12 protein-coding genes are annotated in these 13,730 nt (G+C 73.8%); all 12 read right to left on the bottom strand.

All coding sequences use genetic code 11. From position 1 onward, the window contains the following. Positions 1–20 precede the first annotated feature (20 nt). The gene (gene rplS, locus CXR04_RS08285; protein WP_047018333.1) at positions 21–368 is read right to left on the bottom strand and encodes a 50S ribosomal protein L19; all 348 of its coding nucleotides are present in this window, start codon (positions 366–368) and stop codon (positions 21–23) included. Positions 369–503: 135 nt separating this feature from the next. Further along, positions 504–1,313: a tRNA (guanosine(37)-N1)-methyltransferase TrmD gene (gene trmD, locus CXR04_RS08290; RefSeq protein ID WP_101421217.1), complete on the bottom strand. Its 810-nt coding sequence runs from the start codon at positions 1,311–1,313 to the stop codon at positions 504–506. After that, a complete protein-coding gene (gene rimM / locus CXR04_RS08295) occupies positions 1,310–1,879 on the bottom strand; it encodes a ribosome maturation factor RimM (RefSeq protein WP_101421218.1) in 570 nt (189 codons plus the stop codon). The genes trmD and rimM overlap by 4 nt, the downstream gene beginning before the upstream one ends. A 166-nt stretch (positions 1,880–2,045) precedes the next feature. Beyond that, on the bottom strand, positions 2,046–2,285 hold the full coding sequence (locus tag CXR04_RS08300) for an RNA-binding protein (protein WP_101421219.1): 240 nt from the start codon (positions 2,283–2,285) through the stop codon (positions 2,046–2,048). Positions 2,286–2,287: 2 nt separating this feature from the next. Beyond that, positions 2,288–2,773: a 30S ribosomal protein S16 gene (gene rpsP / locus CXR04_RS08305; RefSeq protein WP_101421220.1), complete on the bottom strand. Its 486-nt coding sequence runs from the start codon at positions 2,771–2,773 to the stop codon at positions 2,288–2,290. Between the two features lie 371 nt (positions 2,774–3,144). After that, complete coding sequence (locus tag CXR04_RS08310; protein WP_101421221.1) at positions 3,145–3,735, bottom strand: hypothetical protein; 591 nt, start codon at positions 3,733–3,735, stop codon at positions 3,145–3,147. A 240-nt stretch (positions 3,736–3,975) separates the two neighbouring features. Continuing rightward, entirely contained in the window at positions 3,976–5,403 is a 1,428-nt protein-coding gene (proS, locus tag CXR04_RS08315; RefSeq protein ID WP_101421222.1) for a proline--tRNA ligase, read from the bottom strand. Between the two features lie 77 nt (positions 5,404–5,480). Then, on the bottom strand, positions 5,481–7,025 hold the full coding sequence (ffh, locus tag CXR04_RS08320) for a signal recognition particle protein (protein WP_101421223.1): 1,545 nt from the start codon (positions 7,023–7,025) through the stop codon (positions 5,481–5,483). Between the two features lie 100 nt (positions 7,026–7,125). Further along, positions 7,126–9,792: a [protein-PII] uridylyltransferase gene (locus CXR04_RS08325; protein WP_101426259.1), complete on the bottom strand. Its 2,667-nt coding sequence runs from the start codon at positions 9,790–9,792 to the stop codon at positions 7,126–7,128. 382 nt (positions 9,793–10,174) lie between these two features. Beyond that, positions 10,175–10,513 (bottom strand): P-II family nitrogen regulator, encoded by a 339-nt coding sequence (locus CXR04_RS08330; RefSeq protein ID WP_027771544.1) that lies wholly within the window; start codon positions 10,511–10,513, stop codon positions 10,175–10,177. Next, positions 10,510–11,844: an ammonium transporter gene (locus CXR04_RS08335; protein ID WP_101421224.1), complete on the bottom strand. Its 1,335-nt coding sequence runs from the start codon at positions 11,842–11,844 to the stop codon at positions 10,510–10,512. Before CXR04_RS08335 ends, CXR04_RS08330 begins: the two co-directional genes overlap by 4 nt. Positions 11,845–12,097: 253 nt before the next feature. Next, positions 12,098–13,627, bottom strand: coding sequence for a transcriptional repressor NsdA (nsdA, locus tag CXR04_RS08340; protein WP_101421225.1), 1,530 nt, complete (start codon positions 13,625–13,627; stop codon positions 12,098–12,100). Positions 13,628–13,730: the final 103 nt, after the last annotated feature.

The following is a 13,730-nucleotide window of genomic DNA, read 5'->3' on the forward strand; positions in this document are numbered from 1 at the left end:
GCCCGCGTGGACCGGCCGCGTCAGCTCTCGCGCTTCTCCTTGATCTTCGCGGCCTTGCCGCGGAGGTCGCGCAGGTAGTACAGCTTGGCGCGGCGGACCTGGCCGCGGGTCACCAGCTCGATCTTCTCGACGACCGGGGTGTGCACGGGGAAGGTGCGCTCGACGCCGACGCCGAAGCTGACCTTGCGGACCGTGAAGGACTCGCGGACCCCGGCGCCCTGCCGGCGGATGACGACACCCTTGAACTGCTGGACACGGGAGCGGTTGCCCTCGATGACGCGCACGTGCACGTTGACCGTGTCACCGGGCCGGAAGGGCGGGATGTCGTCCCGCAGGGAGGCTGCGTCGACGCTTTCGAGAAGGTTCATGACCGTCTGCTTTCTTCGCCGATGCCACAGGTCATCGACAAGAGTCCGAAGTGGGACGAGGGATGCTGCAGCGTCGTACGGGCGTCGTGTCCCCCTGTGGCAGGGGCGCCGCGTCGGACGGCAGGCAGCAGCGGCCTATTCTTCCACGTCGGCGCCCGTACGCCAAAATCGTCCGTCGGGCCCCTCGGCCCAGCCGAGTTCGGTGAGCAGCGCCCTGTCGTGCTTGTCGTACGCGCCGGGCGCGGCCCGCGCGATCAGGTCGGGGCGGACCTCTGCGGTGCGGCGCAGCGCCTGGTCACGGCGCCAGCGGGCGATGCGGCCGTGGTCACCGCTGAGCAGGATGCCGGGTACGGTCCTGCCGCGCCAGTCGGGGGGCTTGGTGTAGGCGGGGCCTTCGAGGAGGTCGGCCATGGCGCCGGGGGCGAAGGAGTCGTCCTGGTGGGAGGCGGCGTTGCCGAGGACGCCGGGCAGGAGGCGTACGACGGCTTCGGCGATGACGAGGACGGGGGCCTCGCCGCCGGCGAGGACGTAGTCGCCGATGGACACCTCGTGCAGCCGGTAGCGGCCGGCGTACTCCTCGATCAGGCGGCGGTCGATGCCCTCGTAGCGGGCGGGGGCGAAGACCAGCCAGGGCTCGGCGGCCAGTTCCACGGCCAGTTCCTGGGTGAAGGGCCGGCCGCTGGGGGTGGGGACGACGAGCACGGGGTCGCCGGATCCGGAGCCGGCGACGGCGTCGAGGGCCGCGCCCCACGGCTCGGGCTTCATGACCATGCCGGGGCCGCCGCCGTAGGGGGTGTCGTCGACGGTGTTGTGCCGGTCGGACGCCCACTCCCGCAGGTCGTGGACGCGGACGTCGAGCACGCCGCGCTCGATGGCCTTGCCGAGGAGCGAGAGCCGCAGCGGCTCCAGGTAGGCGGGGAAGATCGAGACGACGTCGATCCTCACGCCGGGTCCTCTCCCCCGCGCCTGCCGTCCCGGTCGCCGTCCCGGTCGCCGCTGACGGCCACGTCCAGCAGCCCCGGCGGCGGCTCCACGACGACGCGCTGGGCGTCGAGGTCGATCTCGGGCACGATCTCGCTGACGAAGGGGATCAGCGCCTCGCCGCCGTCCGGGCGGGCGACGACCAGCAGGTCCTGGTACGGCAGGTGCGCGACCTCCGCGACGCGCCCCACGGGGGTGCCGTCGCGCAGGACGACGTCGAGGTCGGCGAGCTGGTGGTCGTAGTACTCCTCGGGGTCCTCCGGCGTCGCCTCGGGGTCGACGTCGGCGACGAGGAGGGTGTTGCGCAGCGCCTCGGCGGCGGTGCGGTCGGCGACGCCCTCGAAGCGCAGCAGCAGCCGGCCGCTGTGCACCCGCCCGGTGGCGATGGTCAGCGGTCCTGCGGCGGCCGGGTCGGTGGTGAGGACGGCGCCGGGGGCGAGCCGCCGCTCGGGCTCGTCGGTGCGTACCTCGACGGTGACCTCGCCCTTGATCCCGTGGGCGCGGCCGATCCGCGCGACTACGAGTTGCACGGGTGCCTTCCTCTTCGTACGTCGTCGGCCGTCACCCGGTGCGCGCCGGGCCCTTGAGGGCGTACGGGACGGACCGCCGCCCGCGTACGGCGACGGGCCGGGGCGCCTGCCGGCCTCCCCGGCCCGTGCCGGTGACGACTGCTCCGTCCGTCCGCGCGGCGGTCGGTCAGCGGACCTGGTCCACGTCGACGAGGTCGACGCGGATGCCGCGGCCGCCGAGCGCGCCGACGACGGTGCGCAGCGAGCGGGCCGTACGGCCGTTGCGGCCGATGACCTTGCCGAGGTCCTCGGGGTGCACCCGGACCTCCAGCACCCGCCCGCGGCGCATGTTGCGCGAACTGACCTCGACCTCGTCGGGGTTGTCGACGATGCCCTTCACCAGGTGCTCAAGGGCTTCTTCGAGCATCGTCAGGCCCCGGCGGCCTCGGCCGGGGCCTCGCCGGCCTCGGCGTCGGCCTTCTTCTCAGCCTTCTCGGCCTTGTCGGACTTCTCGCCCTTGTCGGCCTTCTCAGCCTTCTTCGCCTTGGGGGTCACCGCGTCGCCCTTGGGCTCGTCGGCGGCGTCCTTGGCGGCGGCCTCGAAGAGGGCGCGCTTGTCGGCCTTCGGCTCGGGGACCTTCATCGGCTCGGGCGCCGGCAGGCCCTTGAACTTCTGCCAGTCGCCGGTGACCTTGAGGATGGCGAGGACGGGCTCGGTCGGCTGCGCGCCGACACCCAGCCAGTACTGCGCCCGCTCGGAGTCGACCTCGATGCGCGAGGGGTTCTGGACCGGGTGGTACAGCCCGATCTCCTCGATGGCCCGGCCGTCACGGCGGGTACGCGAGTCGGCGACGACGATGCGGTAGTGCGGCGACCGGATCTTGCCCAGGCGCTTCAGCTTGATCTTGACTGCCACGGGAGTGGTGTCTCCTGGAGTTGACGTGATTGGGCCGGCCGTGGTGCTGCGTGGGGTTGCAGTGCCCTGGCGCCCGATGGACGCGTCAGCCGGAGGAGAGAGGGTTCCTGTGCGGCTGTCGAGTTCAGCTCACCATTGTGCCACACGGTCCCGACGCCCCTGCCAGCCCCTGCCCGCCCCCGCCGGCGCGGTCGCACGCCTGATACCGCCCGCCGGTGCCCGCGAGGGCGTGCCGGTCGGGCGGCTGGGCGACGTACCCGTATGGGGCGGCTCACGCCGCGTCAGGCGGCCGCCTCCGCGATCGGGCCGGCGGTCCGGCGGTCGGCCGGGGCTCGGGCGGGATCGGGGGGTCGGGAGTCCGGCGGCGGGGGTCAGGCCGCTGCGGCGGGCTCCGGGATGCGGAACGGCTTGCCGCAGCCGCCGCAGACGATCGGGGCCTGGGCCAGGACCGAGGGCACGACGCGGACGTTCCGCCCGCAGTCGCACACGGCCTTCACCCGCACACCGCCGCCCGAAGACCCGTGCCGGGCCGCGGGACCGCGGAAGCTGCGCGGGCTGTCGGCGGCGGTGGCCGCGTCATGAGCCCGCAGCGCCTTGCGCAGGCGCTCGCCGGCCCCGCGATAGCGCTTCTTGGCCGCCGGGGTGAGGGTGACCAGGGAGAACCCGCTGCTGGGGTGCGGCTCGTCGGGGTGGTCGAGGCCCAGCTCCTCGGCGATCGCGAGGAAACGTCTGTTGTGGTAGCGGCCGGCCCGGGAGGTGTCCCGCACCCCGCGGGCCGCGGCAATGCCGTGAACGGCTTCGTGCAGGAGTCGCTCGAAGGAAAGCTCCGCCCCGCAGGCGGACGAGGACTCCCCGATCAGTGATTCCGGCGCGGCGAGGTCCGGCAACTCCGGGTGGTGCCGCTGAATCTCGGCCCACGCGGCTGCCAGCTCCGCGGCAAGTACAAGTGGTGTCGTGCTCACGTCGGGACTAACGAGCGGGGTGCCTTCGGTGTTCCGATTCCCGGCATCCCAAATAATTTGCATCTACCCGTCAGTTCGCGATGATGCGGTTGGGACGGGGCGCCTGTGCTGATCTGTGGAGGTCTGCCGCTTAAATGATCGGGTCACAACAAAGCCGTACGTGACCGCTTGTGCACCGTCATGCGCCCTTCGCACCGTGCGTCCCCGCCGCGTCCCGCCGGAGGCCGCCGCTCCGGACGATCAGTACGCCCGGGCGACGACGGCGAGCGTACCGGGCTCGTCGTCCGCTCCCGGCACCGACCCGTCCGCCGCGATCAGGCAGCGCACCGACACGGCCTGCTCCGCCAGCCCGGCCTCGCCCGCGGGGCCGAGGTCCGCCCACGGGATACGGGCCCAGCCGCCGGCCGCCGCCGCCTCGGCCGCCTCCGCGACCGTCCGTACGTCCGCCGTCCGCTCCTCACGCATTCGACGTGACTCGGCCAGCAACCGTTCCTGATCGTCTTCGAGAATCTTCGGCAGCATCCCGGCCCGGTCGTCCAGCAGCGCGTCGAGGGCCACCGGCTCCTTGGTACCGGGTACGCGCCGGACGAGCGTCGCCGTGCCGGCGGCCAGGTCGCGCGGGCCGATCTCGACCCGTACGGGCACCCCCTTCAGCTCCCAGTCCACGGCCCGCCGCCCGAAGGGGACGTCGACGCGGTCGTCTACCCGGACCCGTACCCCGGTGGCGGCCAGCCGGTCGCCGGCCTCGCGCACCTTGGCGAGCACCGCCTCGTCGCCCTTCACGGCCAGCACCACGGCCTGTACGGACGCCAGCCGCGGCGGGACGCGCAGCCCGTCGTCGTCGCCGTGCACCATGATCATGCCGCCGACCATGCGGGTCGTGGAGCCCCAGGAGGTCTGCCACACGTGCTCGCGGGTGCCGTCCGCGGCCAGGTACCGGGTGCCGAACGCCTTCGCGAAGTTCTGGCCCAGTTCGTGACTGGTGCCCATCTGCAGCGCTTTGCCATCGCGCATCATCGCTTCGAGCGTCAGGGTGTTGAGGGCGCCGGCGAACCGCTCGGCGGCGGTCTTGCGGCCCGCGAGCACGTCGATCGCGAGCACGTTCACCATGAAGTCGGCGTACACGTCGCGCTGGATGCGGGCCGCGTACTCCCGCGCCTCCTCGTACGTGGCGTGCGCGGTGTGCCCCTCCTGCCACAGGAACTCCGTCGTCCGCAGGAACATCCGCGGCCGCAGCTCCCAGCGCACCACGTTGGCCCACTGGTTGATCAGCAGCGGCAGGTCGCGGTAGCTCTGCACCCACTTGGCGAAGTAGTCGTTGACGATCGTCTCCGAGGTGGGCCGGACGACAACCGGCTCCTCCAGTTCCTTGCCGCCGCCGTGGGTGACGACGGCCAGTTCGGGCGCGAAGCCCTCGACGTGGTCGGCCTCCCTGGCCAGGTAGGACTCCGGGATGAAGAGCGGGAAGTACGCGTTCTGCGCGCCCGCGGCCTTGATCCGGTCGTCCATCTCCCGCTGCGTACGCTCCCACAGCCCGTACCCGTACGGTCGGATGACCATCGTGCCGCGCACCGGGCCGTTGTCGGCCAGCTCGGCCTTGGTGATGACGTCCTGGTACCAGCGCGGGAAGTCGTCCGCCTGGGGTGTGAGCACGGGTGCCTTTGCCATGGCGGAGATCGTAGGGGCCGGCCGCCGGCCGCGGATACTCGTTTACGAGGACGCCGCCGGCCCGCCGGCCGCCGCCGTCACAGCAGCTTCTTGAACTCCTCCGGCAGCTCGAAGTCCTGCGGCGGCTGCTCCGCGCCGCCGCCGAACGGACTGCCCGCGGCGGCCCGGCGCTCGGCCGCGGCCTGCTCGTCTGCCTTGCGCTTCATCGGATTGCCGCTGCGCTGGCGCCCCTTGGCCTTCTTCTGCTGCCTGCCCTTGCGCTTGCCGCCGCCCGCGCCGGGCATCCCGGGCATGCCCGGCATCCCCGGCATGCCGCCGCCCTGGGCCATCTTCGACATCATCTTGCGAGCCTCGAAGAACCGCTCCACCAGGTTCTTCACGGCGCTGACCTCGACGCCGGAGCCGCGCGCGATCCGGGCCCGGCGGGAGCCGTTGATGATCAACGGGTCGTGCCGCTCCCCCGGCGTCATCGACTTGATGATCGCCGCGGTACGGTCCACGTCCCGCTCGTCGAGGTTGTTGATCTGCTCCTTCATCTGGCCCATGCCCGGCATCATGCCGAGCAGCTTGGAGATGGAGCCCATCTTGCGGACCTGCTCCATCTGCGCCAGGAAGTCGTCGAGCGTGAACTCCTTCGGCCCCTTCGCCAGCTTGGCCGCCATCTGCTCGGCCTCTTGCTGGCTGAAGGTCTGCTCCGCCTTCTCGATCAGCGACAGCATGTCGCCCATGCCGAGGATGCGGGACGCCATGCGGTCCGGGTGGAACGCGTCGAAGTCGTCCAGCTTCTCGCCGTTGGAGGCGAACATGATCTGCTTGCCGGTGACCTGCGCGATCGACAGCGCGGCGCCGCCGCGGGCGTCGCCGTCGAGCTTGGAGAGCACCACGCCGTCGAAGCCCACGCCGTCGCGGAACGACTCGGCCGTGACGACGGCGTCCTGGCCGATCATCGCGTCGACGACGAAGAGGATCTCGTCGGGGCCGACCGCGTCCCGGATGTCGGCGGCCTGCTGCATCATCTCGGCGTCGACGCCGAGGCGGCCGGCGGTGTCGACGATCACCACGTCGTACTGCTTGTCGCGGGCGTGGGTGATCGAGTCCTTGGCGACCCGCACCGGGTCGCCGACGCCGTTGCCCGGCTCGGGGGCGAAGACGGCGACCGACGCACGCTCGCCGACGACCTGCAACTGGTTGACGGCGTTGGGGCGCTGGAGGTCGGCGGCGACGAGCATGGGCGTGTGCCCCTGGCCCGCCAGCCACTTGCCGAGCTTGCCCGCGAGGGTCGTCTTGCCCGCGCCCTGAAGGCCCGCGAGCATGATCACGGTCGGCGGGGTCTTGGCGAACCGCAGCCTGCGGGTCTCGCCGCCGAGGATGCCGACGAGCTCCTCGTTGACGATCTTGATGACCTGCTGGGCGGGGTTGAGCGCCTGGGAGACCTCCGCGCCGAGCGCGCGCTCCTTGACCTGCTTGATGAAGGCCCGTACGACGGGCAGCGCGACATCCGCCTCCAGGAGGGCGACGCGGATCTCCCGCGCGGTGGCGTCGATGTCCGCCTCGGACAGCCGGCCTTTCCCCCGGAGGGTCTTGAAGGTCGCTGCTAGGCGGTCGGAGAGCGTATCGAACACGGCGTTCGCGATTCCTTGGCTCGGGTGGTCAGGCGGGTGTCGGCTCTCCAGGGTATCCGCCCGGCGGCGCGCGCGGACCGGCGGTGCGCGGCGGACCGGATCAGACGAGCGCCGCCTGGAGCCTCCCGGCCAGCTCGTCGGCTTCGCGGTCTGCGAGGGGGCGGCCGGCGGGGTCGGTGACGTAGAAGGCGTCGACGGCGTTGGCGCCGAGGGTGCTGACGTACGCGCCGCGCACCCGCACCCCGGCCGCCTCCAGCGCCCGGCCGATGCGGTGCAGCAGGCCGGGGGCGTCCTGGGCGCGGACCTCGATGACCGTCGCGTGCTGGGAGCTGCCGGGGGCGACGGTCACGCGGGGCGGCGGGCCGGGGGTGCCGCGGCGGCGGGGGCGGTACGCCTTCTCCCGCTCGGTGAGACGGGCGGGCACGTCGAGGGTGCCGTCGAGGACGCGCAGGAGGTCGGCGCGGAGGCGGTCGGCGGCGGGGAGGGAGCCGAACTCGGCGGCGACGCGCCAGTTGAGGAGGAGGACGTGCGGGTCGTCGGGGTCGTCGGGGGTGTCTGCGGGTGCCGACGCGGTTGCGGCGGGGGGCCGGGGCCTTTCCAGTTCCGGGGCGGGCCCGAGGTCGCCGGCCACGCCCGGGGGCAGCCGCAGGGGGCGCAGCTCCGCGGTGCGTACGGTCAGCCGGTGCAGCGCCAGTACGCCCGCGAGCGCGGCCAGGGCGTCGGGGCGGTCGGGCAGGGCCACCAGCAGCTCCACGCCCAGCGGCAGGGCGCCGCCCCGCTCCGTACCGGCCGCGCCTTCCAGCTCCGCTTCCGCGGGCGGCGGCTCCTCGGTCCTGGCGCGCAGCATCAGCGCCGGTGCGCGGGTACGCCACGCCTCCACCGCGAGCCGCTCCTCGGCCGCCCCCGGCGCCCGCTCGGCCCGCTCCGCCGCCGCCCCGGCGGGCTCGCCGGCCAGCGCGGCGCCGACCCGCCCCGCCAGGTCGGCGACGAGCGAGGCGCGCCAGGCGCTCCACGCCGCGGGCCCGGTGGCCAGCGCGTCCGCCTCGGTGAGCGCGTGCAGCAGCTCCAGCGTGCCGCGCGTGCCGACCGCGTCGGCCACGAGGCGTACGGTCGCGGGATCGTCCAGGTCGCGCCGGGTGGCAGTCTCGACGAGCAGCAGATGGTGGCGTACGAGCGCGGCCACGACGGCGACGTCGGCGGGCGGGAAGCCGATGCGCCGGGCCATGTCGCGGGCGATGGTCTCGCCGGTGGCGCTGTGCCCGCCCGGGCCGTCGGGCCAGCCCTTGCCGATGTCGTGCAGCAGCGCGGCGACCAGCAGCAGGTCGGGACGGCCGACGCGGCGGGTGAGCGCCGCGGCCCGTACCGCGGTCTCCACGAGGTGGCGGTCGACGGTCCAGCGGTGCACGGCGTTGCGCTGGGGGCGGCAGCGTACCCGCTCCCAGTCGGGCAGCAGCCGGGTGAGGAACCCCTCCGCCTCCAGGCTCTCCCACACCTGCACCGTGGCCTCGCCGGCGCCGAGCAGCGTCACCAGTTGCTCGCGCGCCTCGTCCGGCCACGGCACGGGCAACGGCGGCGCCTGCGCGGCCAGCAGCCGTACGGCGTGCAGCGACAGCGGCAGCCCCGCCTGCGCGGCGGCGGCAGCGGCGCGCAGCGGCAGCACGGGGTCGCGGACGGGGCGGGCGGTACGGGCGAGGACGACCTCGCCGTCCTGCTCGACGACGCCGTCGGCGAGGGGGGTGCGCTCGGCGGAGCCGCGCTGGCCGGAGCCGATGAGGTTCCGCAGCCGGGCGGCGCCGCGCCGGCCGCCGCGGGCGCGCAGGACGCGGTCGACCTCGCGCCAGGTGACGTCGGTGGCGTACGCGAGGGTGCGGGCGGCCTCGTAGACCTCGCGCAGCAGGGTGTCGGCGTCGAGCAGGCCGAGGGCCGCCGCGACCTGGTCCTGCTCCTGGAGCGCGAGTCGGTCGGTGGCGCGTCCTGTGGTCAGGTGCAGCGCGTCGCGGGTGTCGAGGAGGCGCGCGCGGGCCCGGTCGAGTCCTTCGCGGGGGGCGTCGGCGAGCCAGGAGGCGGCAACGGCACGCATGGCGGTGGCGTCGCGGAGGCCGCCCCGGGCCTCTTTGAGGTCGGGCTCCAGCAGGAACTGCAGCTCCCCGTGGCGCTCGGCCCGCTCCCGGCCCAGCTCGCGCAGTTCGGGGAGGCGGCGGGCGGCGCGGTTGCGCCAGTCGGCGAAGACGGCGGTGCGCAGCGCGGAGGTGAGCGCGGCGTCGCCGGCGACGTGGCGGGCGTCGAGCAGGCCGAGGGTGACCTTGAGGTCGTCGGCGGCGGTCTTGAGCGCTTCGGCGGGGGTGCGTACGGAGTGGTCGAGGGCCAGGCCCATGTCCCAGACGGGGTACCAGAGCCGGTCGGCGAGGGCTGCGAGTCCGGCGGGCCGCAGGGAGCCGTCGTGGAGGAGGAGCAGATCGAGATCGCTGCGGGGTGACAACTCCCCGCGCCCGTAGCCCCCGACGGCGACGAGGGAGACACCGCGGAGCCCGCGGGGCGAGCGGTCGCCGGGGGTGCCGCGGACGTCGCCGCGCTGCCCCTCGTGTACCCGCTGCGCCCCGCGGTCGCCTCCGCGGCCGCCGGATCCGGGTACGGCGCCGCCGGTCGCCCCGTGGAGCAGGCCCGCGAGCCAGCGGTCCGTGGCCCGCGCCAGCGCGGCCCGCCGCGGCGCGCCGCCCTCGGCGTCGAGCAGCCGCACGCGGGCCGCGGCGTACGCCTCCTCGGCCAGCGGGGCGTCGGGGCCACCGGTTGCCGGTACGAAGTCAGCGGCGCCCCGCGCCGGTGGCGGGTCCTTCTCCCCGGCCGGCGGGCCGGCCACCGCCGCGGACGCGGGTGCGGGTGCGGGTGCGCCGTCGGCGTACGCCCGCTCCCCCGGCGCCCCGGTGGCGGCCCCGGCTGCGGAGGCCAAAAGGCCGCCGCCCCCCGGTGCCGTCCCCCGCGGGGGTCCCCCGGCACCCGGGGCCCCGGCCTCTCCTGACTCCCCGCCCGTGTATCCCCCCGACTGCTGCCGTCCGGTCTCCGTCACCCACGTACTCCCGCCAGTTGGTCCGCCCACGGCCGGCCCGCACCGTTGCGGGCCCGGCCGTGGGCGGGGGTCGCCGACCGCCAGGTCAGAGCGCGTCGGGGCCGCGCTCGCCGGTGCGGACCCGTACCGCCGTGTCCACCGGCACGCTCCACACCTTGCCGTCGCCGATCTTGCCCGTCCGTGCCGCCTTCACCACGACCTCCACCAACTGCTCGGCGTCGTCGTCCTCCACCAGCACCTCGATGCGCACCTTCGGCACGAGGTCCACCGTGTACTCCGCGCCCCGGTACACCTCGGTGTGGCCGCGCTGCCTGCCGTAGCCGCTGGCCTCCGTGACCGTCAGGCCCTGCACGCCGAACGCCTGCAGCGCCTCCTTCACCTCGTCCAGCCGGTGCGGCTTGATCACTGCCGTGATGAGCTTCACGCGTCCACCTTCTTGTCCGCGGCCGCGGCCGCCGTCGCCCTGTCCGTGCCCGGCGCCTGACCGCCCACGGACGCCGCCGTCGGCGCCGCGGCCACCGCCGCCGAGCCCACGCCGCTGAAGTCGTACGCGCTCTCCGCGTGCTGCGACCGGTCCACGCCCGCGAGTTCCTCGTCCTCGCCGACCCGGAAGCCCACCAGCCGGTCGATGCCCTTGGCAAGCAGCCAGGTGACGACGAACGTGTACACGAGCACCACGCCCGCGCCCGCCGCCTGCCGGCCGAGCTGCTCAAGACCGCCGCCGTAGAACAGGCCGATGTCGTCGATGGCGAAGAAGCCGATCGCCAGCGTGCCGACGATCCCGCCGACCAGGTGGACGCCGACGACGTCGAGCGAGTCGTCGTAGCCCAGCTTGTACTTCAGACCCACGGCCCAGGCGCAGACGGGCCCGGCGATGATCCCCACCGCCAGCGCGCCCATCGCGTTCACCGACGCGCCGGACGGGGTGATCGCCACCAGTCCCGCGATGGCGCCGGACGCGGCGCCGAGCATCGTGACCGAGCCGTGCCGCCACTTCTCGTAGATCAGCCAGCCGACGACGGCGGCGCCGGTGGCGACCTGGGTGTTGAGGAGCATCGTCGCGGCGACGCCGTCGGCGGCCAGCTCCGAGCCGGCGTTGAAGCCGAACCAGCCGAACCACAGCAGCGCGGCGCCCAGCAGCACGAAGGGGAGGTTGTGCGGCCGCATCGGGTCCTTCTTGAAGCCGATGCGCTTCCCTACGACGAGCACGGCGGCCAGCGCCGCGATGCCGGCGTTGATGTGCACGGCCGTGCCGCCCGCGAAGTCGATGGCCTTGATGTCGCCGTTCAGGCCGATGAAGCCGTCCGGGCCCCAGACCCAGTGCGCGACGGGGAAGTAGACGACCGTGACCCACAGGGCGATGAACAGCGCCCAGGCGGTGAACTTCACCCGGTCCGCGAGGGCGCCGCTGATGAGCGCCGGGGTGATGATGGCGAACATCAGTTGGAAGGCGGCGAACGCCAGCACCGGGATGCCCTCGTCGCCTCCCGTCAGCGTCTCGGGGGTGATCCCCGCCATGCCGACGTGGTCGAGGTCGCCGAGGACGCCGCCGCCGATGTCGTCGCCGAAGGTGAGGCTGTAGCCGTAGAGCACCCACAGAATGCTGACGATGCCGAGCGAGATGAAGCTCATCATCAGCATGTTCAAGGTGCTTTTGACCCGCACCATGCCCCCGTAGAAGAAGGCAAGACCGGGCGTCATCAACATGACCAGCGCCGCGCTGATCAGTACGAATGCGGTATCGGCGCCATTCAACGTCGCGTCTCCTCCTCGTGCGGCCCGGGCGGGCAGAAGTGGTCGGGCCGGAATGCGCACGAGGCTGGCGCAGCGGGGTTTCCGCCACCGCCCCCCGGTGTTTCGGGAGCGTGACGAAGGCCACGGAGGTGTTACGGGGCGATGAACTTCCCGCGCGCGCGGGCGGGCGGGGTTACTCTCGCACGCACCACGGGGGCGGCCCGTCCGGGGGACGGGCCAGGGTGGCCGGGTGCCGGGGAGCCGCGGGTTCGAGTCAGCCGGCGGCTTCCACGGTCTCCGGCAGTTCGCGGGCGAGCCGGTCGGCGAGGTCGGCGACCTCGCCCACGGCGCCGTACCGGCGCAGGGCGCTGTCGACGGTCTTGCGCAGCCGGGTGTTGACCCGCTCGGAGCGCACCTGCCGGGCGACGGTCAGCGCCTCGCCCGCGGACAGGGCGCACTGCCGGGGATCCTCCTCCAGCAGGTGGACGGTGGCGAGGCCGACGAGGTTCAGCGCGTACGAGCGGCGCCGCTCGGCGTCGGCGGCGAACAGCTCGACGGCGCGCGCCATGACGGGCCGGGCGAGGGCGGCGTAGGTGGGGCTGCGGCCCGCGACATAAGCGAGGTCGCGGTAGGAGTGGGCGTTCTCGCTGTTGAGTTCGGCCTCGGAGAAGAAGCGGATCCAGTCGGGCTCGGAGCCGCCGGGGTCGATCTCCTCGAAGCAGTCCTCGGCCATGCGGACGGCCCGGTGGCAGCGGTCCGGGCGGCCGAGGTTGGCGTACGCGCGCGCCTCCATCGCATACAGCATCGACTGGGTACGGGACGTGGCGCTGTCGCGGCTGCCGTACTGGGCGAGGTGGATCAGCTCCAGGGCGTCGTCGGCGCGGCCGAGGTGGATCATCTGGCGGGCCATGCTGGACAGCGCGTACGCGCCGAGCGGCCGGTCGCCGGCCTCCCTGGCGGCGTGCAGGGCGAGGACGAAGTACTTCTGCGCGGTGGGCTGGAGGCCCACGTCGTAGCTCATCCAGCCGGCGAGCTGGGAGAGTTCGGCGGTGATACGGAACAGCCGCTCGGCGACCGCGGGCGGATGCGGCTCCTGCAGCAGGTCGGTGATCTCGTGCAACTGCCCGACGACGGCCTTGCGGCGCAGCCCGCCGCCGCACTGGGCGTCCCACTGGCGGAACTTGGCGGTGGTGGTCTCCAGCAGCGCCAGCTCGGGGCCGGAGAGGGCGTAGGACGGGGCGCCGGCGGGCGTGGCGGGGGCGGAGGCGGCGGCCGGGGCGGGCCCCGGGGCCGGGGGGCCGCCGGGGGCGGGGGGCTGCGCCAGCCAGCGCTGCATGGGCTCGACGAGGACGGGGCCGGCGGCGATGTTCAGCGAGGCGCCGAGGAAGCCGCGGCGGGCGAGCATGAGGTCGCTGCGCGAGAACTCGCTGATGTGCTCGACGGTCTCCGCGGCATTCCACGGCAGGTCGACGCCGGAGACGGCGGGGCGGGGGCGCGCGGCGTGCAGTCCGAGCTGGTCGACGCCGACGACGCAGCCGAAGCGCTCGGAGAACAGGTCGGAGAGGATCCGCGGGATCGGCTCGCGCGGCTGCTCGCCGTCGAGCCAGCGGCGGACCCGGGAGGTGTCGGTGCTGATGTGGTGTGCGCCGAGCTGGCGGGCCCTGCGGTTGACCTGCCTGGCCAGCTCGCCCTTGGACCACCCGCTGCGCAGGAACCACGAAGTGAGTTCCTTGTTGGGGCTCTTGCCCGCGCCGGTGGCACCGGTCCGGCTGCCGCCCGTGCCGTCCAACTCCAACGCCCCCATCCCGCCTCGGCCGTCGTGGTACGCCCCGGATTATCCCCGGAACCGAAGCCCCCGAAGCCCGGTGGGAATTCCTGCCGTTGGCATATCCACCTGTCGCATGCCG

The sequence above is a fragment of the Streptomyces sp. CMB-StM0423 genome (assembly GCF_002847285.1).
Lineage (GTDB): Bacteria > Actinomycetota > Actinomycetes > Streptomycetales > Streptomycetaceae > Streptomyces.